We start from the raw sequence: 26101 nt of genomic DNA, 5'->3' as shown, positions 1-26101 counted from the left end.
AAAACAACATGAGACACATGAATGTGGTCGCGGCCGTGCTCGCCGCGGGTGCCCTGGGCGCCTGCGAGTCTTCAGCCCCGCCGTCGCAGCAGGAGTTCCAGGGGCAACTCGAGAAGCCCCTGACGACGGAGCCGCTGCTGAAGGATCCGCGGGTGAATGATCCGTTGCTCCTGGATGACTCGCTGCTGAATACGACGCCTGTGCCGCCGTGGCCCGCGGGTGACGAGCGCGGAATGGGCAACACCCAGGGGGTTGCCACGCGCATGCGCTGCGCGGCCTACATGCTGCATCCGGCGTCCCGGGAGTACGAGCTGTCGTACGTGCGCTCGGAGACCATGCCGATGTCGCCGTTCGCCACGCCGCTCGAGTACGACTATGTGCCGACGTTTGGCCCGCCGTTCTCCCGGCATGCGGTCAACGGCGAGACGATCTGCGGAGAGCCCGGAGGCCAGGGAACGCAGATCGACGCGCTGGGACACTTCGGGGTCCTGCCCCAGCCGTGGGATCCCGCGACGGGACCCCAGCCCTCGCAGAACGCGGTCTATTACAACGGCTTCACCCAGGCCCAGGTGAAGCCGGCCCCCGACGCTCCGCTGCGCAAGCTGGGCGTCGAGAACATCCCGCCGATCGTCACCACCGCCGTGCTGCTGGATGCGCGGACGTACGTGGGCGGTGGGAACCGGCTCGCCGGAGGCCAGCAGATCACCGCGGCTGACATCCACGGAATGATCCAGGCGCAGGGACTGGGCTGGCGCGGCATCCTCCCGGGTGACGTGGTCTACATCTACACCGGCTGGCAGGAGCTCTGGCAGGACCCGGATGTGACGGGGGCGTACTACGCGCAGGGGCCCGGGCTCGCCCCGGACGCGGTGCAGCTGCTCGCCCGCAAGGCCATCGTCGCGGTCGGCCTCGACGTGCCCTTCATCGATGCGGTCAACCCGGGCCAGCTGCAGGGCCAGTCGCCGCCTCCGGCGAACACCCCGCCGGGGCTCCCCTTCTATGCCCACCACTACCTCCTGAGCCAGGCGGGCATCCACCTCATGGAGAACATGCGCCTGAAGGCGATGTCCCAGGACAAGACCTGGCTCTCCTGCACGCTCGTCCTACCCCTCCGGGAGCGCGGAGGCTCGGGCTCGCCGATCCGGCCCGTCGCGTACGGTCCTCCCCGGGGATGAGGCCTCCCCAAGCGCGTGGACGCTCACCCCGCCCTGCTCACAGATGAGGGCAATGCACTCCATCTGGATGGGTCATGCCTGAATGACTCAGGCCCCCAACGGAGGAGCACATGAACAAGGAGATGATCGTCCGCGCGTGGAAGAACCCTCGGTACCGCGAGAGCCTCGCCCCCGAGCAGCGCGAGGCCTTGCCCGACAACCCCTCTGGCAAGGCCCTGAGCGAGCTCGGCGAGACCGAGTTGGACATCGCCACCGGCGGGAGGCCCCTGAACACCTCACCGCCCATCTGTGCCACATGGTTCCTCTGGCGGTGTCGCGACCTGTGTGACTGAACCCGCGGCCGGGGAGGAGTGTGCCCACCTCACTCCTCCTCGGGCGGGGCCTCCATGTAGTCGGGGGCATGGATGCCCAGCAGCGCGAACGCGCTCCGCAGCGTCTGCTTCAGCGCCGCCACCAGCGCCAGGCGGCCCTGGGTCTTCTCCAGGTCTCCGCTGATGATGGGGTCCGACTTGTAGCGCGTGTAGTAGCTGTGGAAGTCGGTGATCAGCTCCTGGCAGAAGTACAGCACATGGTGCGGCTCCAGGCGCTCGGCGGCGCTCGCCACCACGTCCGGCAGCTGGCTCGTCTTCTTGAGCATCGCCAGCTCCTCGGGCAGCGTCAGCCGCGCGAGGTGCGCCTCCGTCAGCCCCTCCAGCCCGATGAACGGCTGCCCCTTCTCCACCGCCTTCTTCAGGATGTTCGCGCACCGCGCGTGCCCATACTGGAAGTAGAAGACGGGGTTCTCCTTCGACTGCTCCTTCACCTTGTCCAGGTCGAAGTCGAAGCGCGCGTTCGCCGTCTTCATCAGGAAGAGGAAGCGGCACACGTCCGGCCCGGCCTCGTCGATGAGGTCCTCCAGCTCGAACACCGTGCCCTTGCGCTTGCTGACCTTCACCTCCTCGCCGCCCCGGGTGATGCGCACGATCTGCACCAGCAGGAACTCGAGCTTCTTCGGCTCCATCCCGAGCAGGATCATCCCCGCCTTGATGCGCGGGGTGTGCCCGGCGTGGTCCGCCCCGAGCACGTCGATGATGCGATCGAAGCCGCGCTCGTACTTCTCCTGGTGGTAGGCGAGGTCCGCCGTCAGGTACACCGGCGTCCCGTCGTGCCGGAGGATGACGCGATCCTCGTCATCCCCGTGCTGGCTCGTCATCAGGAAGGTGCCGCCGCGCTGCCGCTCGGCGTACTGGGCCGCCTTGCTGTCCTCGCTGCGGACCTTCTCGCCCTCGCGCCGGGCCTCCGCGGCCTCGTACGTCGCCCCGCGCGCCTTGTACTGCCCGGCGACGGCCTTCACCTTGCCGGCCGCGTGCAGCGAGGCCTCGCTGTAGAACACGTCATGCCGGATGTTGGCCTTCTCCAGGCTGACCTTGATGGCCTTCAGGTTCTCGCGGATGGCCACCGCGGTCGCCTCGGGCAGCCACTCGGACTCGGGCGCCCGGAGGTACCGCTCGCCCACCTCGTCCTTCCACGTCTTCGCGATGTCGATGACGTACTCGGCCGGGTACTCGCCCTCGATCAGCTCCACCTGCTCCCCGAAGAGCTGCCGGTAGCGCTTGTGCACCGTCCGGCCGAGCGTCTCCACCTGCTTGCCGTAGTCGTTGATGTAGAACTCGCGCGTGACCTCGTGCCCGGCCGCCTCCAGCAGCCGGGACACCGCGTCGCCCATGAAGGCCCCGCGCGCATGTCCGATGTGCACCGGCCCCGTCGGGTTCGCCGAGACGAACTCCACCATCACCCGCTTGCCCGTCGACTTCGGCGCGCGCCGGCCGAATGAGTCCCCGGCCAGCAGCACCTCGCGCGCCACCTCCAGGATGACCTGGGGCTTCAGCGTGAAGTTCAGGAAGCCCGGCCCCGCCACCTCGACCCTGGCGACGATGCCCGCCGAGTCCACCAACCCCTTCACGATGGCGTTCGCGATGTCACGGGGCGGCTTGCCCTCCGGCTTGGTGAGCATCATGGCCACGTTCACGGCCCAGTCGCCGTGGGCCGGATTCTTCGGGGGCTCCACGGCGTAGCCCGGCACCTGCTCCAGCTTGAGGGTGCCGGACGCCTTCAGCGCCGCGAGCGTTTCATCGATGAGAGTGAAGACCTTCTGCCGCATGGATACGTCCTTCTCCAGTCACAGCCGCGAGGGCCGCGCACTGTATGCGGATCCGGCACGGCCTTCACGCGGCTACTTCTTGGGGAGCTCACAGAGCGTGGGCTCGGCGGCATGGGCGGGCTGAGCCAGCGCCTGCCTCGCCTTCACCACGAGCGCGAGCATGCGCTCGGCGACCGTCACGCCGCCCGAGGCGACCTCGACGGCCGCCCCGATGAGCGCCAGGGCCCCGGCCACCATCACCGCGCCCCGAGCCTTCCGCCTCCGCACCGGAGTCTTCTTCTTCACCATCGCCTGCCCTCCGCCGACAAGGTCGAGCGTGGAGACGCTGCGAAGGCGATGCCAGCCGGCCCTGCCCGCCATGCTGGATGGCGGTCATGAGCACCCGCCGGATGGGCAGGCGGGTCCTCACGCTGAGCAATGTTTTCCCCATGTCCCGGGGCCCTGGGAAAACACCTTCCTCCAAGGTGGGTGGCGGTGCGCTCAGGCCGTCGAATCACGCGTCCGACAGCGACTGCTCGGAAGCGCCCGAGAAAGTGAAGATCGTCACGGGGGCGGCCTCCCCGCCGAGGGCGCGGTAGAAGTCGAGCGCGTGGAGATCCTCGGCATCAGCGGGGACGAACATGTCCTGGATTCCGATGGCATCCGCCTGGGCCCGAAGCTCCTCCATCAGCCGGCGGCCAATGCCTTTTCGCTGATGATCGCTTCGCACGGCGATGTCGTAGATGAAGATCTCGAAAGACTGCGTTCGCGTCATGGGCAAGGTATGCGCGGTGAGTCCCCCGACGATCTCATTGTCGGCGAACGCGGCAATCGCCCAGAACTCCTCCCGGCCGAGGAGCCGGTCGATATAGCCATCACTCAGCTCCGCGCTGCCTTCCTCGAAGACCTTCGCCATCAAGGTAAACAGCACCCTCGCCTGCTCCCGGTCGCCATCCTTCAGTCTCTTCAGTTGCATCTCGGTCCCCTACGGCCTACGCGGTTTCCACCAGTCCCAGCCATACCAGCCCCATCGCTGATCCAACCCCACTCGGAAAACTCAAGAGATAGCGGTATTCATTGCTTTTCCATCGTTTTCCCTATGATGGCCGCCGTTCGGACGAGGGGGGTCCATCACATGAGGTTGCAGATGAGCGGATTGACTGGGTTGCATCGAGTGCTGTGCGGGCTCGTGGTGGCATTGCTGGTGGGAGCGGGGTCCGCGAGGGCCTCGACGCCGTTCCAGCGGGGCATGGTGAGCATCACGCTGGATGACGGCTGGCCGTCGCAGTTCACGGGCGCGCGCCCGGCGCTCAACGCGCGCGGCATCCCGGCCACCTACTTCCTGGTCACCGAGGGCATCCGCAACGGGTGGACCGGCTACATGACGGTGCCGCAGGTGCAGACGATCATCGCCGAGGGCAACGAGATCGGCGCTCACACGATGATGCACCGGGATCTCACCACCCTGTCCGCCACGGAGGTGGAGACCGAGCTGCGCGACTCGCAGGCATGGCTGAAGACGCAGTTCGGCCTGACGGCGGTGCCCTCGTTCGCCTCGCCCTACGGCGCCTACAACGCGAGCGTGCTGACCACCGTGCAGAAGTACTACGGCAGCCACCGCACGGTGAACGGCGGGCAGAACTTCAAGGACTCGAACATCTTCCAGCTGCGCGCCTACGACGTGAACAGCGCCGTCACGGTGGACACCGTGCGCGGGTGGATCGACAGCGCCGCCGCCGATGGCAGCTGGCTCATCCTCACCTTCCACCAGTTCGTGGCCGGCACGCCCACCCAGTCGACGGAGATCAACCAGGCCAACTTCGAGGCCATCCTCGACTACCTCCAGACGAAGAACCTCCAGCCCGTCACCGTCGCGCAGGGCGTGGCGCTGATGGACGGACTGACGGGAGACACCTCCGGCAACGCGATCGTCTATGACGACGCCACGGGCGATGGCTTCGCGGACTGGAGCTATGCCACGCACAGCCTCAGCAACCGCACCGTGGTGCACAGCGGCCTGACGTCCATCTCCGCCGAGCTCGATGGCTGGAACGCCCTCTTCCTGCACCACAACACGGGGCTCGCCGCGAACCAGTTCTCGGCGCTCGAGCTGTGGGTGCACGGCGGCACCACGGGTGGCCAGGGCGTGCGGCTGGCGTTCTACGACGGCTCGCAGCTGCTCGGCGCGGTGCGGCTGGACGCGGTGCTGGGCCACCCCATCCTGGCGGGCACGTGGCAGCAGGTCATCGTTCCGCTGAGCACCGTGGGCCTGTCCACCGGCACCGTGCGCGACATCTACCTCCAGGACGCCTCGGGCGCGGACCAGGCCACCGTCTACTTCGACGACATCCGGCTGGTGAAGTCCGGCACGGCCCCGCCGCCCCCGCCGCCGCCCGCGTTCTCCCTCTACGCGGATGGCCTTGGCGCCGGCTTCGATGACTGGAGCTGGGCCACGCACAACCTTTACTCGAGCGGCATCGTCCACGCGGGCACGGCCGCCCTCTCCGTCGAGCTGGACAGCTGGTCGTCCCTCTACTTCCACACCAGCGCGGGCGTGGACCTGAGCCGCTACAAGACCCTCTCGCTCTGGGTGCACGGTGGCACCTCGGGCGGGCAGATCGCGCGAATCATCCTCAGCGACGGCTCGAGCTTCCTCGGGGAGATCCGCCTGGACCAGGCGCTGGGCCACGCCATCCAGCCGGGCACGTGGCAGCAGATCTCCGTCCCGTTCAGCACGCTCGGGGTGAGCGGCGGTACGCTGCGCGAGGTCTACATCCAGGACCAGTCGGGCGTCGACCAGGGCACGCTCTACATCGACGACCTGCAGCTGATCCCCTGAGTCAGGCGGGGGGCGCGTGCTCCGCCAGCACGCGCTCCAGGGCCTCGGCCTCCCGCCGCAGCTCCGGGTCCGGGTCCCCCAGCACCTTCGCCACGTGAGCGCGTGCGCGGGCCGGGTCCGTCTTCGCCAGGGCCATGGCCCCGTAGAGGTTCGCGCGGGGGTGGCCTGGATGAGCCTCCAGCACGGGCGCCAGCACCCGCTCCGCCCGTGCGTCCTCGCCCCGCTCCAGCAGTGACATGGCCAGGTCGCAGGCCGGTCCCGGCTCGGACGGCGCGCGGGCATGCGCGAACTCCAGCAGCTCCAGCGCCCGGGCGCGCTCTCCCGCGAGGTCCAGCGCGAGCGCCAGCCCGTGCATCGCCCTCACGTCCCCAGGGGCCTGGTGCAGCGCCTCCTCCAGCAGCCGGCGCCCCTCCTTCACGTCTCCCGCTTCCAGCCGGGCCATCCCATCGCGATAAAGGTCCGTTCCCACTGAGGTCTCCCCGCACCACGCGGCGCGTCAGTCACACGTACGCAACTCCCGGACGACAGCCTCCGATAATTCGAGAGGAAGCTTTCCCCCAGGTTCCCATGATCGTCCGCAACTCCCCAGTCTCGCCTCGCCGCCCGGTCAACTCCACTCCGGAGACGTCGGCCGAGGCGCCGTCCACCGCCGCCGCCCAGACGCGTCCCGCCGCGCAGGACACGTTCAGCGGCGCGGCCACCGCGCTGCAGCGCACGGCGAAGGTGGGAGCCGCGCCCGCGGGCAACCATGGCACGCTGATGCGGGAGTACCTCACCGGTGCCCGCCCGCCCCCGGCCGACTTCGAGCAGGTCATGGGCTACAAGCCCTACGCCATCCAGACGAAGCACGGCCAGCGGATGCAGGACCCGCACGGCGACGCCTCCGCTCCGGGGAAGATTGGCCCGGACAAGGAGTTCGATCCCGCGGCCAAGACGCACGACTACGGCTACGATCTGCTCCGCTACTACGCGAAGAAGGGCACGCCACTCGCCCCCGAGGCGCGCAAGGCCGCCGACGCCCTCTTCCGCGAGGACCTCTTCCACTTCGCCAATGATCAGAAGGGCCTGGGCAGCCGCATCAAGTACCGGGCCTGGGCGCAGATCTACGCCACCGCGGTGGAGCTGAACTCGCGCCGCCAGGGCTACGGCCCTCCGTGACGTCCCGCGGGTGAAGCGTCGAGGGCCCTCGTCCGATTCATCTCGCGGCTCCCGCCCGCCGCGTGTTGGGGCACACTGGGCCGCATGGACAACCTGCAACTGAGCCGTGTGCCGGTGATGACGACGGGAATGCTCATCCGCCGTCCGCCGGCCGATGTATTCGAAGCATTCGTGAACCCGGAGATCACCACCCGGTTCTGGTTCACCAAGGGATCAGGGCGGCTCGAAGCCGGCAAACAGGTCGAGTGGGCGTGGGAGATGTACGGCATCTCCGTGCCGGTGACCGCCAAGGTCGTCGAGCCTCACTCGCGCCTCGTCATCGAGTGGCCCGGGCAAAAAGGGACGTCCACCGTGGAGTGGACGTTCAAGCCCCATGCGGATGGCACCTACGTGAGCATCACGGAATCCGGCTACCAGGGCGATGGCGATGCACTCGCACTCCAGGTGGCGGACTCCACGCAGGGCTTCTCGCTGACGCTGGCCGGGGCGAAGGCCTGGCTCGAGCACGGCATCCAGCTGAACCTCGTCGCCGATCGTTATCCGAAGGGTATCGAGCACGCGTGACACAAAGCCCTGTGTTTCCGGGCACTTGACGCGCCGGGGCTCCCTGAAAAGGCGTTTGTGGGGGCCCCGACTCACGAGACAGGAAACTTCTGGCGGGATTCTCGGAGAATAAGGGTGTCGCTGTACCCGCACTCATTTTCGAAATCCGCCGAGGTCCCCCATGTCCGGCCTGAACGTCTCCCGCTCCCAGACCACTCCGCGCACCCAGCCCGCGCAGACGCCCGCCGCGACCCAGCCGCCGAGCCGCGTCACCACCTCCGGCGAGGTCAACGCCACGCGCGCCAACGGGCAGGTCGGCTATGACTCGGGCTCGGCGTTCGAGGCGAGCACCCAGGGCACGCTGCCCGGCGGCGTGCAGGGCGAGGCGCACGTCAACGGACCGAGCCTGAAGGTGGACGGCAACGCCGAGGCCAAGGTGGGCCCGGGCGGCATCGACGTGAACCTGTCGGTGGACGTGAGCGCCACGGCGGTGGAGGCGGGAGCCAGCGCCACCAAGACGTTCCAGGTGGAGGTGGCGGGCGAGCAGATTGAAATCACCGTGGACCTGAGCGCCGAGGGCGTGGTGGGTGCCGACGGCAAGCTGAACCTGGACATCCACATCGGCACCGACGGCAACGTGTCCATCCAGGCGGGGGCCGAGGGCTTCGCGGGTGCGCGGGGCGCGCTGACGGGCGGGGTGACGGTGAAGCACGATGGCCGTGAGCTGGCCTCGGGCAGCGTGGAGCTGAGCGCCACGGCGGGTGTGAGCGGGGATGCGCACGCCAACATCGAGCTGACGGGCGAGGGCCTGTCCTTCGACGTAGGCGCGGAGGCGTCGGTGGGCGCCGGCTTCGGCGTGGACGTCAGCGGCAACATCAACGGCGGCAACACGGCGCGCTTCCTGGGCGAGGTGCTGGGCGGCCTGGCCGAGGAGGGCGTGGAGTGGGCCGGCGACAAGCTGGAGGACGTGGCCGACTGGGCGGGTGACCGGTTCGAGGACGTGAAGGACTTCATCGACGACATCATCCCGGACATCGACCTGACGCCCTGGAATTGATTCGGCCGGGCGCTTGGTAGCATCCTCCAGGCATGGCCACCGCGCGCAGCGCCAAAGAAGGTCTCAAGCTGATGACGATGGGGCTGCTGAAGGAAGCAGCCCGTGAGTTCGAGGCAGTGCTGGCGAAGGATCCGCGGGACGCGATGGCCTTGCTGGGCTTGGCGCGGCTGCACCTCGCGCAGCACCACCCGGACGAGGCCCGGCCGCTGCTGGAGCGGCTGCTGGCCGTCCACCCCCAGCACCCGGAGGCGCTCGGCTTCCTGGCGCGGCTGAAGGTGGAGCGGGAGAAGGACGAGGGCGCGCTGAACGAGCTGCGCGCGCTCGCCAAGAGCCCCAAGGCGGGCTTCACCGAGTTCTACAACCTGGGCTACGCGCTGCTGAGCCTTCCGGGCAAGGAGGAGGAAGCGGCACAGGCCTTCGTGCAGGCCCTGAAGGAGGAGCCGAAGAACCCGCACGCGACCACGTACCTGGGGGTCGCGGTATGGCGCCAGGGGCAGCTGGAGCAGGCGCTCAAGTGCTTCAAGTACGCCGCCACGCTGGCGCCCCGCGAGTCGCTGCCGTTGTCGCTGGCCGCGAAGGTGCTGGTGCAGCAGGGGCAGATCGGCAAGGCCCAGCTGGCGTTGAAGAAGGCGCTCCAGCGCGCGCCGCGCAACGCGGACCTGCACGAGGAGTTCATCAAGCTCTGCATCTTCACGAACAACCCGAAGGCGGCGCTGCCCTCGGCGCTCGAGCTGCGGCAGCTGGAGCCGAAGAACCCGAACGGGCCGTACCTGCAGGGCCTGGTGATGCTGACGAGCGGCAAGGTGGAGGACGCGCGGCGGCTCTTCCGGGAGACGCTGGGGCTGGCACCGGACTCGTGGGAGGCGCGGCTGGGGCTGGCGCGGGCGCTGCAGCTAGGTGAGGACAAGGACGTGGCGCAGGCGCGCACGCTGCTGGAGGAGGCGGTGGCGCGAGCGCCGACGGAGCCGGGGCCGGTGAACGAGCTGGCGGTGCACTACCTGGAGAAGCCGGAGACGGCGGCCAGGGCGAAGGAGCTACTGGCGAAGGTGCTGGTGGTCCACCCGGACGAGCCGGGGGCGAACCTGAACATGGCGCTGGCCCTGGCGAAGACGGACAAGGCAGCGGCGGCCCAGCACGCGCGCAAGGCCCAGAAGAGTACGGATCCGAGCGTGCGTGAGCAGGCGGAGCGGCTGCTGAAGCAGGTGGCCTGAGCGCTCCCCTCCCCTGCCTCCGGCTCAACTGTGGCCGAGTCCATGAACGCCTCGCCCCCGCCAACCTCCCGTGGCCGTGTCCTGGTGGTGGATGCGCAGCGCAACACGCGCGCCACAATCGGTCTGCTGCTGCGCGCCGAGGGCTACACCGTCTTCGAGGCCGACACCCATGACACGGCACTGGCCGGGATCGCCAGGGGCGTGGACCTGATGCTGGTACGGCTGAAGTCAATGAACGCGCTCGAGCTCATCCCTCGCGCCGTCGCCCTGGCTCCGTATCTGCGAATCCTCGTGATGACGTCCTTTGGCGCGGAAAAGGATGCGCAGGAGGCCGTGCGATGCGGGGCATGCAACGACTACATGATGCTGCCCTTCAAAGAGCGCGAGCTGCGCGAGCGCGTGGAGCGCTTGATCAAACAGGTCAAACCCTAGCTCTCGGACGAACCGTCGCGAAAACTCCGCCCGGGCTACGCCGCGACGAGCGACGCATACTGCTGAAACAAGCCCGCCGGCATCGGATGATCGAGCTTCCAGGTGATGCTCATCGGCTTCGAGCCCTCGTGGCTCACATAGCTGACCCGGCCAAGAAAGCGGAACGGGTCGGCATCGGTCTTGCGGACGAACAGCCAGAAGCGTGCGCCGTTCGTGCGGTAGCGGCGGCCCACCGGACTGTCCTCCGGAGTCTTCGCCTGGCTCTGCCAGTGAAAGAGCGTCCGGCTAATTGCGTAATCGCGGTAGCGCGTCGTCGGAGAGAAGCGCTTTTCGTCCTTGACGAGGGTGACGAGGAACAGTTCGTCGTCATCGCCGATCGGGATGACACCCTCGTTTTTGTATGGCTTTGAGTCGGCCGTCCAGACACCGGTCGCAGTGAAGACCTCGCGGCGCTGGTAGCTGCGATGCAGTTGCAGTGTCCACCCCGGAGGGAGCTCCGCCGAAGGGGCGAGCCCGACCTGCTCCCGCAGTAGCGGCGCGAGCGAGGCGAGCTCGGCCTTCAGCCTCGGTATCCGCGAGAACCGGCGCACCACCTCATCAGGGCCGAATCGGTCCTTGAGGTCGTGCCAGAGCTGATAGCCGAGCATCAGCACCCGGCGATCGGTCGACGGGTCAAGGCCGTTGCGCAGCTCCTCGAACAGCCGCAGTTGTTCCGGATCGTCGGTGTGAAGGAGCTGGCGCAGCCGACGGGCGACCATCGCCTCGTCATTCGACAGCGGAGTGGGATCGAGCCCGGCGACAACACGAAGCGAGGTAAACCCATCGGCGTCGTAGACGTCCGCCAGCGGGCGACCCGTGTCCCCGAGAAACGCTGCCAGCGTGACGTCGTTACCGTGGCGACGAGCGCTCTCCTTGAGTTCATTTGCGAGCGTCCGACTGCCGCCCTTAAGCGTGGCGGTAACGTTGCCGAGCACGATGTCGCGCGCGACCCGGTCGAGCCGGAGCGAGCAGCCGCTCGGGAGCGTGGGGAACTCCTGAATCACCGCGTCGGCGAGCTTTCCGCGCGGAACGCCGGTGACCGCGGAGAGCAGCCTATCGAAGCGGAACTCTGCGCGCGACTGACCGATGAAGTCGAGCACCAGGCACGAGGTCTTCTCGTCGTGGAGCCGCAACCCGCGGCCGAGTTGCTGGAGGAACACCGTCGGGCTGCTCGTTGGCCGAAGAAACAACAGCGTGTCAACGAACGGCAGGTCGATGCCCTCGTTGTAGAGGTCACAGGTGAAGACGACGTTCACCTCGCGGCGTTCCAACCGGCCGCGGATCGCGCGGCGTTCGGCGTCGGGAGTCTCGCCGTGCACCACCGCGGAGGGAATTCCGCGCGCGGAGAACTCGCGGGCCATGAACTCCGCGTGGGCGACGCTGGCGCAGAACCCGAGCGCACGCGCCTCAGCGACGTTGCCGCGGTGCTGGCGGAATTGCTCGAGCACCAGTTCCACGCGGCGGTGGTTGCCGGTGTAGAGCTTGTCGAGCCCAGCAGCCGAATACGTCCCGCTCTTCCACTCGACTGCGCGCAGGTCCACGCCGTCGGCAAGCCCGTAGTAGTCAAACGGCGCGAGGAGTTGCCGGTCAAGCGCGTGCCAGAGCCGAATCTCGGCGGCGATCCGCCCCGAGAAGTGCGGCAGGATGTCCTGCCCGTCGGCACGCTCTGGTGTCGCGGTGAGGCCGACGAGAAGCTTCGGCCGCAGTTGCTCTACTACCCCGCTGTACGTCTCTGCGGTCGAGTGGTGACACTCGTCGACAACAACGTAGTCCCAGAAGTCGGGACCGCACCGCTCGGCCAGTCCGCGTGAAGCGAAGCTCTGCACCGTGGTGAAGAGGTGGTCGTGCGAGTGTGGTTCGAACCCAGCGCCGAGCCGCTCGCCGAACGCGCCATCGCGGAGCACGTGCCGGAATGCCTCGAGTGACTGCTGAAGCAGTTCGTCCCGGTGCGCGACAAAAAGCAACCGGGGCCGAATGCCCGAAGGAGGCACCTGCCTCTGGTAGTCGAACGCGGAGATGAGCGTCTTCCCCGTGCCCGTCGCCGCGACAACCAGGTTGCGCTTTCGCCCGTGCACCTCGCGCTCGATCCGGAGCCGATCGAGGATCTCCTCCTGGAACGGCCAGGGCTGGAGCTTGGCGAAGAACGTGGGAGAGGATACGGGGGTCGCCGAGCCGCCGCGCTCCTTCGACAGTGCTGAATCGAGCCGGGAGCGATCGCGGTCCGGATCGAACACTTCGAACTCCGGATCGTTCCAAAGCGTCTCGAACGTCCCCGAGAATTTTTCCACCACATGGGGGAGGTCGATCGCGCTCGCCTTCACCGTCCATTCGAGCCCGCCGCCGAGCGCCGCCCGAGAGAGGTTCGCTGAGCCAACCCAGGCCGTGGAGAAGCCACTGTGCCGCCGGAACAGCCAAGCCTTCGCGTGAAGCCGGCTGCGTCGACCGTCGTAGGACAGTCGCACCTCCGCGCCGGGCAGCCGGGAGATCGCTGCGACCGCCTCCGCGTCGGTGGCGCCCGTGTACGTGGTCGTAATTAGCCGCAGCCGCCCACCGCGAGAGGAGAGCGCCTTCAATGCCGGCTGGAGCCGACGCCAGCCTTCCCAGGTGACGAAGCTGACGAGCGCATCGACATGGTCGGAGGAGGCGAGCTCCCGCTCGAGTTCGATCCCAAGCCGAGGTTCGTCGACCGCTCCGGTGAGCAAAGCACTGAGCGAGAGTGGAGTGCTCGTGGTGAGGAGGGGATCGGGAGAACGGCGGATGGAACGAAGGATCTGGGCGGGAGCGAGGACCAACTCTGATGGATCGGAGTCGATGGTTGAGCGGATTGAGTTGGCGAGGTCGACCTTGTTCGAGGCGGAGTGGAGGACCGAGGGAAGCGCCCGAGCCACGTGCCGAGCGAGGAGCGTCTCGAGCAGTGAATCATCGAGTTCCTCGATGTCAGCGTGGAGTCCGGCGGCCTTGATGCGAGCGAGTGCGTCGCTGAGCGCGGAAGTGATCAGCTGTTCGTAGAGGCCTTCAGGGAGGACGCGCGAGGAGTCGGACACTTTCGAACCAGTGAGGAGGCGGAACGCAGGACGGAGACCAGGTTACCTCACCGCAGGCCTTCGCTGGCGCTCCGCCTGTCGAGTTCGCTCCGCCCTCCCCTACTCCCCGCGGCGCAGGCGCTCGATGTACTCCGCCGGCAGTCCGGCGCTCTGCGCGCCGCGCACCAGCGCATCGATGAACCGCTGGCTGATGGGGCCCTCGGTGGACGCCCGGCGCGGCGACGTCACGAACGCCGTGGCCTGCAGTTCCTGGCCCTCCACCCGGACGCGCACGAGCCGCTCCACGCTCATGCTCGTCACCGCGCCCTCCTTGTGCTGGATGATGGGCCAGTCCTTCCCGCCAATCTCGAACAGCCGCCCGTACACGCTCTTGCCCGGCGCGTCCGTCAGCCCCGCCACCCTCCCTCCCCACCACCTCGAGGGGAAGTCGTACACCAGATCCACGTCCAGCGCCTCGGCCAGCTTGCCCTCGGGCAGCTCGAAGAACTCGTAGCTGTGCTGCGCCCTCCACTCCTCGAAGGCCGCCCGGTCCAGGATCGTCGAATAGGCGAAGTACAGCTTCATGGCCGCCGTATCCGCCGTGCTCCGCGCCTTCATGACCTGATCGTAATGCGAGTCCATCCCTGCCTCCCGGGCCGCCTCACTGCCGGGGCGAGTCCTCGCGCAGCGCGCCGAGGATGCCGCCCACGTCCAGGCGTGCCGTCTTGATGAACAGCCGTAGCGCGCGCTCCACGTGCTCGGCAAGCGTGGCCATCTTCTCCAGCCGCGAGAGGTGTTCGCGGGGAACGTTCCCCGTCTCCACCGCCAGCCGGTGCGCCTCGGCCAGGTCCGCGCGGATGCGCTCGATGAACCCCGCCTCCCGCTCTTCAATCACGTGCGACACCATGCGGATGAGGTCCGTCTCCGCCGCGTAGCGCCAGGCGCTGTCCTGCGGTGAACGTACGCGGCGCACCACGCCCCAGCGCTCCAAGTCGCGCAGCAGCATGGACACCCCGCCCTTGGACAGCTCCAGCTCGCGCTCGAGCTCCCCGGCGGTGAGGGGCTCGCCGCGCAGGAACAGCAGGGCCCAGACGCGGCCCTGGTTGCGCTTGAAGCCCCAGAACTCGATGACGTTGCCCACCGCGTCGATGGCGATGGCTTCCCAGGGAGCGAGATGACCGTTGCTGGAGCCCTCCCCCCGGGCCGCTTCGACACCACTCGTCCACAGGTAGCCTTTCATGCAGCGCGGCTCCGCTCCTGGGCCTGGGCGGCGATGCCCACCGACAGCTTGCGCGCCCAGTCCACCAGCTCCGCGCCCGTGCCCTGCTGCGCGTACGGCCCGAGCGCGTCCACGGCCGCCTCCAGCTCCTTGTTCATCCGCTCCATGGCCAGCTCGACGACGCCGGTGGCCTCGATGGCGTCGCCGATGGCGCGGGTGCGCTCGGGGTTGACGGTGGTGAAGGCCCAGGCGTCCTTGAGCTTGGCCTTCAGCGAGCCATCGCGCGCCACCGCCAGGAGGATGGGCAGCGAGGGCGTGCCCGAGAGCACGTCCGCGTAGCGCGGCTTGCCGGGGTCGGTGCCGAGCACGTCGCGGATGTCATCGGCGATCTGGAAGGCCACGCCGAAGCGGCGGCCGAAGAGATCGAAGCGCTGGGCGGCCTCGGGCTTGTCGGCGAGCGTGGCGGCGGCGCTGCCGCACCAGCCGAAGAGCGAGCCCGTCTTGCCCTCGGCGATGAAGCGCAGGCGCTCCAGGGGCAGCTCCAGGTTGCCGCGGGCCTCCACCTCGGTGATGGCGGCGCGCGACATCTCCACCACCACGGAGAGGGCCGTCTGGGTGAGGCGCGGATCCAGGTGGGCCAGGCGGTGCAGCGCGGTGGAGAGGATGAGGTCTCCACTCATGACGGCGACGATGTTGCCCCAGCGGGCGTTCACCGTGGGCCGGGCGCGGCGGTACATGCCGGCGTCCACCACGTCGTCGTGCAGGAGGCTCGAGGAGTGGATCATCTCCGCGGCGACGGCCACGTCCACCAGCGTCTCGGGGGCCACGTTCACCGCGCCGCCGAACAGGCGCACCAGCATGGGGCGGGCGCGCTTGCCGCCGGTGCCGATGCACAGGTGGCGCGCGGCCTCCATCAGCGTGTCGCCCTTCACACCCGGGCCCGCATCCCCGTCCGCCAGCATGGTGCCCAGCCGCTGCTCCACGCTCCCCAGAAAGTCCGCCAGCTCACGCGCGAGTTCCATGTACCCCTCTTCTCCCTCTGCGCCGTTCATATAGTTCAAGACCGCGTGAACTGCACCTGTTTGCTGCATGGACGGGCAGGCGGCGGGGCCTGGAAGGGGGGCGGCCGGGCGTCAGGGGCCGGTTTGAGTGGGTGCGGTGCGTCATGAGAGAGACCAGGACGCTCCAGCGCCTCCGCCTCCACCGCCTCAAGGGTCCGCGTGTCTCTCGCCGTCCTGCGCCGTCACGTCCTCCGCAGCTTCGCTGCCCTGGCCACCGCCGTCCCCCTCTTCCGGCCCGGAAACTCGCTGCCGGGCTCGGCCGCCCCGTTGATGGGGGCTCCGCCGGTGGGTACCACTCCCACCTCCGCCCCGGGTACCGCGGCGCGGCACGCCCTGCGCGGCTCGCTGAAGGCCTCGGTGACGGAGGGGATCGTCGCGGAGGTGTTCACCGCGTGTGCGGGGGCGACGGTGCTCACCGCGTGGGCGCTGGCGCTGAAGCTGGGGCCCTTGCTGGTGGGGGTGATGACGGCGCTGCCCTTCTTCGCCCAGTTCGTGCAGTTCCCGGCGGCGTGGCTGACGTCCACCTTCGGGCACCGGCGGGTGGCGCTGACGGCGGTGTGCCTGTCCCGGCAGGTGATGCTGCCGCTGTGCGTGCTGCCCTGGCTGCCGCTGGAGCTGGAGGGACAGCAGCGGCTGCTGGTGGGAGTGGCGGCGGTGTCGGCGGTGCTGGGAGTGATTGGAAACAACGCCTGGGTGGCGTGGATGGGCGAGCTGGTGCCCGAGTCCATCCGGGGACGCTTCTTCGGCCGACGCACGGCGCTGTGCACGCTGGGAGGCACGCTGACGTCGCTGGTGGCGGGCGTGCTGATGGACAAGCTGCGTCCGCCCGAGGGCGTGGGCCTGGGCCTGCCGCTGCTGGCGGCGCTGGCGTGCGTGGCGGGCGTGGTGACGACGGCGCTGATGGCGCGCCAGCATGATCCCGCGCCGGACAAGGAGAAGACGAAGCTGGACTTCCGCGTGGCGCTGCTGCCGCTGCGGGACGAGCGGGCGCGCCGGGTGCTGGTGTACCAGGTGGCGTGGAACGCGGCGGTGGGGATCTCCGCGCCCTTCTTCTCGTTCCACATGCTGAAGAACCTGAAGATGAGCTTCCTGACGATGGCCCTGTACCTGGCGGCGGTGGCCGGGATGCGCATGCTGGCCGCGCCGGTGTGGGGCAGGCTCATCGACAGGCTGGGGGCGCAGCCGGTGCTGCTGGCGTGCTCGCTGGGGATCGGCTTCATCCCGGCCATCTGGCTGTTCCCGACGGCCACGTTCCTCTGGCCGCTGCTGGCGGACGTGGTGCTGGCGGGGGTGCTCTGGGGAGGCCACGGCCTGGCGGCCTTCGCGCTGCCGCTGTCGGTGGCGCCGCGCCGGGGCCGGCCCTTCTACCTGGCGGCGTTCTCCACGGCGGGAGGCCTGGCCTACGCGGCGGCCTCGGCGCTGGGCGGGGGCTTGGCGAGCCTGCTGCCCACCGAGTTCATCCTCGGGGGCCACCTCTGGGTGAACCTGCACGTGCTCTTCGTGCTGTCCTCGGTGGCGCGGGTGGCGGCGGCCTTCCTGGCCATGCGCATCGTCGAGCCGGACATGAAGCCGGTGTGCTCGCTGGGGGCGCTGCTGTCGCTGGTGGGCTCGCGGCTCCAGGCCCGCGCGGCGCGGGTGCCCTCCCCGGCTCCGGCGCTCACCGAGCCCCGCTCCGCCAACGCGGAGTCCTGAGCGCGGAGGACGGACCCGGGGCCCTCGAGGACCCCGGGCTGCCTCACGGGCGGCTCACTCGCGCGAGGGGTAGATGCCCTGGAGCGCGATGATGAAGTTCACGCACGTGAAGGGCGGCATGTTGTTGTGGGGCTGGCTGCCGCCCGCGGCGCCGATGGCCGCGGGGCTCATCGTCGTGTTGGGCGAGCCGGCGAAGTAGGTGGTCGGCGTGGTGCCCGGAGGATAGGCCGACACCACGGAGCCCTCGGGCATCTCGTTGTTGCCCTGCTCGTTGCTGGCCATGAGCCCGTGGTTGTGCGCGGGCATCTGGGTGGAGATCAGCGTGACCGTCTCCGAGCCCCCCTGCTCCCCCAGGGTGCGCGGCGACAGTCCCGGTCCCTGGCCCGGCTGCATCGGGTACCGGCCGCGCAGATCCGGCAGCGCGAAGGTCGTCTGCCCGTTGCCACCGTAGGTGGTGCCCAGGATGGAGAAGAGGGCGGTGTTCTGCGCGATGGACAGGATCTGGCCCTGACAGAACTGCCAGCCCCGAGGCGCGAAGTTGCCCGTGAACATCCGAATCTCTCCGATGAACGGCTCCGACATGCGTGCTCCCCGTGAATGTTGAGCCGCCAACAGACCATGCTTCCTCCCGAAGAACCAGGACTCAGTGTCAAGAAGGCTTGAACGCGAGGTGTGATTCAGTTCACAACGCGGGAAGCCGTTTTCACTTAAGGTGACAGCTTGCACCGCCAACAGGTTCTCGAAAGGACCTCGCCGATGACGATGATGCAAACCGCCCCCTGGCTCCGAATGGGAAAGTCCGGGCTCCGAGCCATGTCCCTCTGCGCGGCACTGGCCCTCTCGGCCTGCACGAGCGGAGGCGCCCAGGGAGAGCAAGGACCCCAGGGGCCGGAAGGACCGGCCGGGCAACCCGGAACGGCGGGCCCGTCCACCCTGGTGCGGACCTCGACCGAGCCGGCGGGGGCACAGTGCGTGGCCGGAGGCTCGAAGTTCGAGGTCGGCCGGGATGCCAACGGGAACGGGACCCTGGAGGACGGTGAGGTCGACGCCACCCAGACGCGCTACGTGTGCAACGGCGCCCAGGGAGCCCAGGGCGAGCCCGGCCCCGCCGATGGACCCATGGGCCCCGCGGGTCCGGAAGGAAAGCGCGCGCTGGTGAAGACGTCGGCCGAGGCGGCCGGGGCCAACTGCGCCACCGGCGGCATCAAGCTCGAGGTCGGCGTGGATGCCGACACCAACGGCACGCTGGACGCAGCCGAGGTGGACTGGACCCTGACCCGCTACGTGTGCAACGGCGCCCAGGGACTCCAAGGCATCCCGGGGACCAAGGGAGACACCGGCGCCGCGGGTGCCAAGGGGGACAAGGGAGACACCGGCGCCACGGGCGCGGCGGGTGCCCGGGCCCTGGTGAAGACGGCGGCCGAGGCGGCCGGGGCCAACTGCGCCACCGGCGGCATCAAGCTCGAGGCTGGCGTGGACGCCAATGGCAACAGCACGCTGGACACGGCCGAGGTGGACGCGGCCCTCACCCGCTACGTGTGCAATGGCGCCCAGGGCCCCAAGGGTGACACGGGTGCCACCGGCGCCACGGGTGCCACCGGCGCCACGGGCGCGGCGGGTGCCCGGGCCCTGGTGAAGACGGCGGCCGAGGCGGCCGGGGCCAACTGCGCCACCGGTGGCATCAAGCTCGAGGCTGGCGTGGATGCCAATGGCAACGGCACGCTGGACACGGCCGAGGTGGACGCGGCCCTCACCCGCTACGTGTGCAATGGCGCCCAGGGCTCCAAGGGCGACACGGGTGCCACCGGCGCCACGGGCCCGGCGGGTGCCACGGGCGCAACGGGTGCCACGGGCGCAACGGGTGCCACGGGCGCAACGGGTGCCATGGGCCCCCAGGGTCCGTCGGGCGCGGTGGGGCTCTACGGTGATGGCTCGGCGGGCGCCTTCACCGTCAACGTCGGACAGACGCTGGACCTCTCCAACCCGGCCGTCGTGGCGAGCCTGCCAGCGGGCCTCAATACCCAGTTCACCACCATCACCATCTCGGGGAACCTGATCGTGCCCAGTGGCACCCTGCTGCGCGCCACAGGGGACATCACCGTGAATGGCACCGGCAGCATCACGGTGGCCCCGGGCGTGGAGGACACCGGAAATAGCGAGGCTCCCCAGGGAGTCGCGCGCACCCCGGCCTCCACCTACAGCGGTGGCCAGGCGATCACCGGGCTCCAGGCCGCCCAGGTGTTGCGCCCGCAGGTGGCGGGAGGCGGAGCGGGTGCCCGTCTCTACGCGGGTGACGGCGCCAACGGCGGTGCGGGCGGAGGCGCGCTGATCATCGCCGCCAAGGGCAGCGTGCGCATCTTCGCGGGCGCGTCCATCAACGCGAACGGCCAGAATGGCACCAATCCCATGACGGCGGGCGTCTCGATTCTCGGCACCGGCGGTGGCGCGGGTGGAGTCGTCATCGTCGCGGCCAAGGGCGCCATCACCCTGGCGGGGACGATCCGGGCCAACGGAGGCAACGGCGTAGACGGGTTCAATGGCAACGGCGGCACGGGCGAAGGCGGTGGTGGCGGCGGTGGTGGCGGCATCATCCACCTGCTCTCCTCCTCCACGGCCACCATCACGGGAGCCACCGAGGTCAATGGCGGTAGCCCCGGAGCCAACGCCGCGCCGACCACGGGCACGTCCATCACCACGGCCGGCGGCGGCGGCGCATGCGGCGGCAACGGGGGTAACGGGGGTGGCTTCATCCCCGGCTCCGCCACCGTCGTCACTGCGACCGCGGGCCAGGCCGGCCAGGTGCTCAAGACGGTGGTGCCCGAGCCGGAGAACCTGCTGATGCGGTAGGCAGGAGGAGACGGCCTCGCGGGGCCCGGACCCGGTGCTCAAGCGGCGCCGGGCACGGGCCCACCGGCGGGGGCGGACCACTGCAGCTCACAGTACGGCGGTGCCGGCTCCACCTCCGCTCCGCTCACGGGGGTGAATCCCAGCCGCGTGTAGAGCCGCAGGGCCGGGTTGTTCCGCATGACGTGGAGCCGCAAGGGCTTGCCGGCCGCCGCGGCCTCCTCCTGGAGCGAGCGCAGCAGCGAGGTGCCCAGGCCCGAGCCCCGGGACGAGGGAAGCAGCGTCACATCCACCAGACGCAGCTCCAGCTCGCCGCGAACCACCCAGAGACGGCCCACGGGCCGGCCCTCGTGCTCGAGGATGCAGTGGCCCTCGGAGGGGTAGCGCCCCTCGTAACCGCGCTTCTGCGCCAGCCACTGCATGCGCAGGAAGGGCTCCTGCTGCGCCGCGCTCCAGCCCCAGGCCGCCAGCTCCCCGGCACGGGTGCTCACGTAGAGCTCGAAGAGGAAGGCGTCGTCACTCGCCGCGACAGGGCGGAAGCTCGGGCGGACGTGCGGTGCGAAGCTCATGAAGGTGTCACCCCGTGCGAAGTGCGTCGCGGATCAACTCCCGGACTGTAGCCGCTGAGCTCTCCGGGCCCCAGGCTGGACGCACGGCCCGCGCGTGGGTCAGGCTGAGGCCCCCGATTTCGAGGAGCGCCATGCCGAAGACCCCCCGCGAGATGCGCGAAGCCATCATCCGCAACCTTCAGAAGAACACCGGCAAGACCTTCGAGGAGTGGCTGGCGGTGCTGAAGAAGCACGGCCCGAAGGATCCGAAGGAAGCCCGGAAGTGGCTGAAGGAGGAGCACGGGCTGGGGCATGGACAGGCGGGGATGATCTCCGCCGAGCTGGTGGGCGGCCCGAGCTTCGCGAAGAGTCCCGAGTCGCTGGTGGACGCGCAGTACGCGGGGCCGAAGGAGGAGCTGCGCCCCATCTACGAGAAGCTGCTCGAGGCGGCGAAGAAGCTGGGCAAGGACGTGCGGGTGGAGCCGTGCACGGGGTACGTGCCGCTGATCCGCAAGAACCAGTTCGCGGTGATCCGCGCGTCCACGAAGACGCGGGTGGACCTGGGGCTGGCGCTCGGGGAGACGGAGCCCGAGGGCAAGCTGGAGGCGGGCAAGGTGCAAGGGACGTCGGAGCGCATCACGCACCGGATCGCGCTGCAGTCGCCCAAGGACGTGAACGCGGAAGTGGTGCGCTGGCTGAAGCGGGCCTACGCGGAGAACGCCTGACGAAGCCATTGTCTCCATCACGCCAACTCAGGTAAGTCACGCCTTTCCTTATTTCCAGGGAGGTGGACGTGATGGCTTTCAACAAGACGCGGGGACTCTTCATCGCGGCGTGGCTGACGGGGGCTGGGCTGGCGGGGTGCGGACCCGCGCTGGAGCAGGAGCCCGGGGACGAGACCACGGGCTCCGGGCAGCAGGCCCTCACGGAGGGGGCGCCGCTGACGGCGCATGACGCGAGCTGCCTCAAGCTGCAGGACCAGAACACGTGGAGCACCTACGCCTCGTACATGACGGGCGTGGGCCCCGCGCTGGGGCTGCCGGCCATCCTGGGGGATCTGAACCGCGCGGGCCCGGTGCTCACCTCCACCAACCACCCGGCGGCGGTGGGCTACAAGGGCGGCTTCCGCTGGAACGACGGCGACATGGCCACCACGGACTGGGTGCCCCAGGGCCTGACGGCGGGCGTGTCCGGCACCACCAACGTGGCCATCGTCGCCTGGCACTACACGCTCACCAGCCCGGACAAGGGCGTGCGCGTCTCCGTGGCGGACATCTCGGACATGTCCCTGAGCGCGGTGAACTACCGGCACCTCCTGCTGGTGCGGCCCACCAGCGCCGGCAACTTCACCACCATCCCCGAGCACGGCGGCGGCCTGGCCTGGTATGGCAACTACCTCTACATGGCCGACACCGCGGACGGCGTGCGCGTGTTCGACCTCACGCAAATCCGCGAGGTGAGCACCAGCACCACGTGCGAGACGGCGATCGGCAAGGTGGGCACCGAGTGGTGCGCCTACGGCTACAAGTACGTGCTGCCCCAGGTGAGCGCGTACGTGGTGCCCTCGACCATCGTCAGCCCCTGCCGCCCCAAGTTCTCCTTCCTGGGCAAGGACTCGCGCGGCACCACGGACGTGCTGCTCTCGGGCGAGTACTGCAACAACACCGGCACGGGCTGCCCCTATGACGGCTCCACGCCGGGGCTCGGCGGGCGGCTCTACCGCTGGCCGGTGGACTCCACCACGTACCGCCTCAAGACGGTCAGCGGCCTGGTGGCCCCCGAGCGCGCCTGGATCATGAACGAGCCCAACGTGCAGGGCGTGGCCCCCATCATGACCACGACGGCGACCACCTCGTACTGGCTGAGCTCGACGCGCTACAGCGGCGCCCTCTTCAAGGTGTCCACGGGCGCCTCGCGCACGGCGTACCTGTCCGGCAGCGGCCAGTGGGCCCGGATGCCCGAGGGCATGCACGCCACCGGCAGCGGCACCAACCTGTGGACGGTCACCGAGGGCTACAACGGCAGCACCAGCCCGGCCAGCGGCGGGCGCGTGGTCTTCTTCGCGGACCAGGCCTCGCTGGACTGATCAGCCGGGACCGAGCCCCACCCGGCGGATCCGCTCGTTGTACGCGGCCGTGGCCTTGGACAGCTCCTTCACCAGCGCCATGAAGCGGTTGCGCCGGGCCTCGAGCTCCGGCGCTGCCGGGCTGCTGGCCCTGTCGAACCACAGGATGCTGTGCAGGCTCGCCAGGAGGCTCGGGAAGGGGAACTCCTTCACCGCCCGCTCGGGCTCGATGAGCTCCGCGTCCCCCACGGTGGTGAGGGTGTCGTAGTGGCTGAGCCCCATCTTCCACACCCAGGTGCCCACCACCTGGACGAGCCCCAGGCGCCCATCCTCGAGCAGGAAGAGATCCCTCCCGAGGATGACGCCGGTCTCCCCCGGCCGCGCGCTCTCCACGCCCCGCAGGACGGAGTCGCACCCGATGGCGTACCCGCGCGCGTCCAGCCACTTCGCCTTGCGGACCCGGGCCGGGTGCGACCCGAGCCTCGCCTCCAGCTCCCTCAGCTCCTCCTCCGGCAGCCCGAACGGCTTGCGCACGTGCTCCCGGAGGGTGGAGAGCGGGAAGCGCTCGAGTTCGGGGAGGGCCAGAGGGATGAGCCGGGAGAGCAGCTGCGCCTGGAGCATCTGGAGCCCATCGAAGAAGGGCTCCATCAAGGACCAGAACTCGTCCCGGCGGGGATCCACGGCCGGCGCCGCGGGCTGCGCGAAGGCGGGCAGCTCCTTCGGCGTCGGGCGGCGCTCGGCCAGGTCGATGACGTTGGACGGCTTCTCGTCCTCCATGGCCCGGGAGGTCTTACAGATCGACCTTGAACCCCGAGCGCTCCAGCATCTGCTTGAACTCGCCCTTGGCGATGGCCTTGATGTAGGCGTCGTTGGGCTCGCAGAGCTTCTTCTTCACCAGATCCAGCAGGGCATCGTTGAGCGTCTGCATGCCGATGCCGCGCGAGGTCTGCATGATGGAGGGAATCTGGAACGTCTTGCCCTCGCGGATGAGGTTGGCCACGGAGCTGGTGCACAGGAGCACTTCCTGCGCGGGCACGCGGCCTCCGCCGATCTTCTTGACCAGCATCTGCGAGATGACGCCCTTGAGGGACTCGGAGAGCATCATGCGGATCTGCTCCTGCCGGTCCGCGGGGAACTGGTCGATGATGCGGTCCACCGTCGAGGGCGCCGTGTTGGTGTGCAGCGTTCCGAAGACGAGGTGGCCCGTTTCGGCCGTCTCGATGGCGATCGCGATCGTCTCGAGGTCTCGCATTTCGCCGACGAGCACGATGTCCGGGTCCTCACGGAGGGCGGCGCGCAGGGCGTTCTTGAAGCCGTGCGTGTGGACGTGCACCTCGCGCTGGTTGACCAGGCACTTCTTGTTGGGGTGCACGAACTCGATCGGGTCCTCGATCGTGATGATGTGGTCCTCGCGATTGCGATTGATGTAGTCAATCATCGCGGCCAGCGTCGTGGACTTGCCGGAGCCGGTGGGGCCGGTGACGAGCACCAGGCCCTTGCTGAGGTAGCACAGGTCGAGGATGTGCTTGGAGAGCCCCATGTCCTCGGCGGACATGATCTTCGTGGGGATCTGCCGCATCACCGAGCCGATGCCCTTGCGATCCTCGAAGACGTTGACGCGGAAGCGGGCGCGATCGGTCTCGTGGGCGAAGTCCGTGTCGCGCGTCTCCTCCCACTGCTTCTTGTTCTTCTCCGGAGCGATGGTCCAGAGCATCGCCTTGAGGCGATCGTTTGTGAGGGGCCGGTAGTCCTCCTGCGCCACCATGTCGCCGTCGATGCGCAGCATGGGCACCACCTGGCTGGACAGGTGGAGGTCCGAGGCCTTCTTGTCGAGCATGCGATTGAGCAGCGCATGCAGGGCCTGGGCCGCATCCGAGTCCGGCCCGTCGTTGACCGGAATCACCTGGATGGAGGACTTCACCTCGGCGGCGGGAGCGGGCGTGGGCGCGGCGGCGGGGGCCTTGGCGGCGGCCGGCGCGGCGGTGGGGGCCTTGGCGGCGGCCGGCGCGGTGGGAGCACGCGCCGGGGCGGCGCCGGGGCCGGCGGTGAAGGCGCCCCCGGCACCGCGGGCGGCCAGGTCCATCATGTCCGCCGGGGAGGCCAGCTCCAGCTTGTCATCCTCGGAGGCGGGCGGCAGCTCCAGGGCGGCGGGGCCCGGGGCCGGGAGCGGCACCGCGACGACGTTGGCGGCCGGGGCGCCCTTCTGGGGCACCAGCGCCACCTTCAGGTGGCCCGAGACGTTCTGCACCTTGACCTGCACCGCGCCCGCGGGAGCGGCGTAGTTGAAGGTGGAGACTCCCTCGGTGGGGAAGCTGCCCCGCATGTCCGCGGGGAGGATCTCCGAGAGCGCGCCGATGATCTGCTGGGAGTTGAGCCCCGCCTTGACCATGGGCACGTTGCCCGCGGCGGTCCGTAGATTGATGCCGCTGCCGGTCTCCAACATGATGGCGACACCGGCTTCCTTGTAGAGCTTCTCGATGAAGGCGTCGAAGCGAGCCATGGCTTTTCAGGCAATTCAGCGGCGAAGGGTTTCCACGTAGGCGACGTGGCGCTTGTTGACCAGGGCGACCTGCTCCCCCTCCAACACGGGGAAGAACGGGGGCGCGCTGTTGTTGAGGTAGTCGGTGAGGCGGGAGTGCGCCTCGGGCAGCACGTAGGTGATGAGCCCGCGCAGCTTCTGGCCGTCCATCATCGTCACCTCCACCTCGTGCTCGGTGGGGATGGTGAACTGATCGACGACGTTGGGCTCGAGCTCGGCGGCCACGCGCGCCAGGGCGAGGTTCTCGCAGTGCACGAACGTCATGGCCTCGGTGTCCGCATCCACCGCGGGGATGAACAGCGAGCCACTGTTGTTGAGCAGATCCGACAGCCGCTCACCGCCGGTATGTCCGGGGGCGGCTTCGGCGAGGAACACGGCCACGTTGCGCGAGGCACCACCCGGCAGGACGAACTGGGCCGCTACGCGTCGCTTCGGTACGGAGAGGGATTCCAGCATAGGGGGCAGGGTCAGTCTGAGGTGCGTTGTTTAGCACACTCGACGATTCTCCCAGGAATCCGGACCGGGGGTGAAGCCCGT

25 protein-coding genes are annotated in these 26101 nt (G+C 69.1%); 12 read left to right on the top strand and 13 right to left on the bottom strand.

Features of this window, described 5'->3' with window-relative positions; all coding sequences use genetic code 11:
- Positions 1–8 precede the first annotated feature (8 nt).
- Both NR798_RS22920 and NR798_RS22915 read left to right on the top strand, forming a co-directional pair.
- On the top strand, positions 9–1175 hold the full coding sequence (locus tag NR798_RS22920; protein ID WP_375773613.1) for a cyclase family protein: 1167 nt from the start codon (positions 9–11) through the stop codon (positions 1173–1175).
- 110 nt (positions 1176–1285) lie between these two features.
- A complete protein-coding gene (locus NR798_RS22915) occupies positions 1286–1507 on the top strand; it encodes a mersacidin/lichenicidin family type 2 lantibiotic (protein ID WP_375773612.1) in 222 nt (73 codons plus the stop codon).
- A 29-nt stretch (positions 1508–1536) separates the two neighbouring features.
- Here NR798_RS22915 and NR798_RS22910 read toward each other — a convergent pair whose 3' ends face one another.
- The 3 genes from NR798_RS22910 to NR798_RS22900 form a co-directional block, all read right to left on the bottom strand.
- The gene (locus NR798_RS22910) at positions 1537–3315 is read right to left on the bottom strand and encodes an arginine--tRNA ligase (RefSeq protein ID WP_375773611.1); all 1779 of its coding nucleotides are present in this window, start codon (positions 3313–3315) and stop codon (positions 1537–1539) included.
- Positions 3316–3387: 72 nt separating this feature from the next.
- Positions 3388–3603: a hypothetical protein gene (locus NR798_RS22905; RefSeq protein ID WP_375773610.1), complete on the bottom strand. Its 216-nt coding sequence runs from the start codon at positions 3601–3603 to the stop codon at positions 3388–3390.
- 205 nt (positions 3604–3808) lie between these two features.
- Positions 3809–4270 carry a GNAT family N-acetyltransferase gene (locus tag NR798_RS22900; protein WP_375773609.1) on the bottom strand — a complete coding sequence of 154 codons (462 nt, stop codon included), beginning with the start codon at positions 4268–4270 and terminating at the stop codon, positions 3809–3811.
- Between the two features lie 171 nt (positions 4271–4441).
- Between NR798_RS22900 and NR798_RS22895 the strand changes: the two genes are divergently transcribed.
- Entirely contained in the window at positions 4442–6133 is a 1692-nt protein-coding gene (locus NR798_RS22895; protein WP_375773608.1) for a polysaccharide deacetylase family protein, read from the top strand.
- A 1-nt stretch (position 6134) separates the two neighbouring features.
- On the opposite strand, the gene NR798_RS22890 is transcribed toward NR798_RS22895, so the two are convergent.
- Entirely contained in the window at positions 6135–6602 is a 468-nt protein-coding gene (locus NR798_RS22890; RefSeq protein ID WP_375773607.1) for a tetratricopeptide repeat protein, read from the bottom strand.
- Positions 6603–6700: 98 nt separating this feature from the next.
- On the opposite strand from NR798_RS22890, the gene NR798_RS22885 reads away from it, so the two are divergent.
- The 5 genes from NR798_RS22885 (at position 6701) to NR798_RS22865 (ending at position 10534) form a co-directional block, all read left to right on the top strand.
- Positions 6701–7291 carry a hypothetical protein gene (locus NR798_RS22885; RefSeq protein ID WP_375773606.1) on the top strand — a complete coding sequence of 197 codons (591 nt, stop codon included), beginning with the start codon at positions 6701–6703 and terminating at the stop codon, positions 7289–7291.
- Between the two features lie 84 nt (positions 7292–7375).
- Positions 7376–7855, top strand: a complete 480-nt coding sequence (locus NR798_RS22880) for an SRPBCC family protein (protein WP_375773605.1) — start codon at positions 7376–7378, stop codon at positions 7853–7855.
- A gap of 160 nt (positions 7856–8015) precedes the next feature.
- Positions 8016–8891: a transporter gene (locus NR798_RS22875; RefSeq protein ID WP_375773604.1), complete on the top strand. Its 876-nt coding sequence runs from the start codon at positions 8016–8018 to the stop codon at positions 8889–8891.
- Positions 8892–8923: 32 nt separating this feature from the next.
- Positions 8924–10102, top strand: a complete 1179-nt coding sequence (locus tag NR798_RS22870; RefSeq protein WP_375773603.1) for a tetratricopeptide repeat protein — start codon at positions 8924–8926, stop codon at positions 10100–10102.
- 42 nt (positions 10103–10144) lie between these two features.
- Entirely contained in the window at positions 10145–10534 is a 390-nt protein-coding gene (locus NR798_RS22865) for a response regulator (RefSeq protein ID WP_375773602.1), read from the top strand.
- A 35-nt stretch (positions 10535–10569) separates the two neighbouring features.
- On the opposite strand, the gene NR798_RS22860 is transcribed toward NR798_RS22865, so the two are convergent.
- The 4 genes from NR798_RS22860 to NR798_RS22845 all read right to left on the bottom strand — a co-directional run bounded on the left by NR798_RS22860 (position 10570) and on the right by NR798_RS22845 (position 15837).
- Positions 10570–13617 carry a DUF3427 domain-containing protein gene (locus tag NR798_RS22860; RefSeq protein WP_375773601.1) on the bottom strand — a complete coding sequence of 1016 codons (3048 nt, stop codon included), beginning with the start codon at positions 13615–13617 and terminating at the stop codon, positions 10570–10572.
- 99 nt (positions 13618–13716) lie between these two features.
- Positions 13717–14238: a gamma-glutamylcyclotransferase gene (locus NR798_RS22855; protein ID WP_329728097.1), complete on the bottom strand. Its 522-nt coding sequence runs from the start codon at positions 14236–14238 to the stop codon at positions 13717–13719.
- A gap of 19 nt (positions 14239–14257) precedes the next feature.
- The gene (locus tag NR798_RS22850; RefSeq protein WP_375773600.1) at positions 14258–14836 is read right to left on the bottom strand and encodes a GbsR/MarR family transcriptional regulator; all 579 of its coding nucleotides are present in this window, start codon (positions 14834–14836) and stop codon (positions 14258–14260) included.
- Positions 14833–15837 (bottom strand): polyprenyl synthetase family protein, encoded by a 1005-nt coding sequence (locus NR798_RS22845; protein WP_375773599.1) that lies wholly within the window; start codon positions 15835–15837, stop codon positions 14833–14835. Before NR798_RS22845 ends, NR798_RS22850 begins: the two co-directional genes overlap by 4 nt.
- Before the next feature lie 198 nt (positions 15838–16035).
- On the opposite strand from NR798_RS22845, the gene NR798_RS22840 reads away from it, so the two are divergent.
- On the top strand, positions 16036–17568 hold the full coding sequence (locus NR798_RS22840; protein ID WP_375773598.1) for an MFS transporter: 1533 nt from the start codon (positions 16036–16038) through the stop codon (positions 17566–17568).
- A 54-nt stretch (positions 17569–17622) separates the two neighbouring features.
- Here NR798_RS22840 and NR798_RS22835 read toward each other — a convergent pair whose 3' ends face one another.
- Positions 17623–18150 (bottom strand): phage tail protein, encoded by a 528-nt coding sequence (locus NR798_RS22835; protein WP_375773597.1) that lies wholly within the window; start codon positions 18148–18150, stop codon positions 17623–17625.
- Between the two features lie 354 nt (positions 18151–18504).
- Here NR798_RS22835 and NR798_RS22830 point away from each other — a divergent pair, with 354 nt between their 5' ends.
- A complete protein-coding gene (locus NR798_RS22830) occupies positions 18505–20415 on the top strand; it encodes a collagen-like protein (RefSeq protein ID WP_375773596.1) in 1911 nt (636 codons plus the stop codon).
- A gap of 38 nt (positions 20416–20453) precedes the next feature.
- Here NR798_RS22830 and NR798_RS22825 read toward each other — a convergent pair whose 3' ends face one another.
- Complete coding sequence (locus tag NR798_RS22825) at positions 20454–20981, bottom strand: GNAT family N-acetyltransferase (RefSeq protein ID WP_375773595.1); 528 nt, start codon at positions 20979–20981, stop codon at positions 20454–20456.
- Positions 20982–21112: 131 nt separating this feature from the next.
- Here NR798_RS22825 and NR798_RS22820 point away from each other — a divergent pair, with 131 nt between their 5' ends.
- Positions 21113–21685 (top strand): DUF5655 domain-containing protein, encoded by a 573-nt coding sequence (locus tag NR798_RS22820; protein ID WP_375773594.1) that lies wholly within the window; start codon positions 21113–21115, stop codon positions 21683–21685.
- A gap of 71 nt (positions 21686–21756) precedes the next feature.
- Positions 21757–23046, top strand: a complete 1290-nt coding sequence (locus NR798_RS22815; protein ID WP_375773593.1) for a hypothetical protein — start codon at positions 21757–21759, stop codon at positions 23044–23046.
- Here the strand turns inward: NR798_RS22815 and NR798_RS22810 are convergent, their stop codons facing one another.
- The 3 genes from NR798_RS22810 to NR798_RS22800 are packed head-to-tail and all read right to left on the bottom strand — an operon-like array spanning position 23047 to position 26020.
- Complete coding sequence (locus tag NR798_RS22810; protein WP_375773592.1) at positions 23047–23802, bottom strand: hypothetical protein; 756 nt, start codon at positions 23800–23802, stop codon at positions 23047–23049.
- 13 nt (positions 23803–23815) lie between these two features.
- Positions 23816–25525 carry a type IV pilus twitching motility protein PilT gene (locus NR798_RS22805; protein ID WP_375773591.1) on the bottom strand — a complete coding sequence of 570 codons (1710 nt, stop codon included), beginning with the start codon at positions 25523–25525 and terminating at the stop codon, positions 23816–23818.
- A gap of 15 nt (positions 25526–25540) precedes the next feature.
- Positions 25541–26020 carry a hypothetical protein gene (locus tag NR798_RS22800; RefSeq protein ID WP_375773590.1) on the bottom strand — a complete coding sequence of 160 codons (480 nt, stop codon included), beginning with the start codon at positions 26018–26020 and terminating at the stop codon, positions 25541–25543.
- Positions 26021–26101 lie beyond the last annotated feature (81 nt).

Origin of the sequence: Archangium gephyra (assembly GCF_042230915.1) — a bacterium.
GTDB lineage: Bacteria > Myxococcota > Myxococcia > Myxococcales > Myxococcaceae > Archangium > Archangium gephyra_B.
The sequence above is the reverse complement of the archived record's forward strand: the minus strand, read 5'-3'. Positions and strand labels throughout refer to the sequence as shown.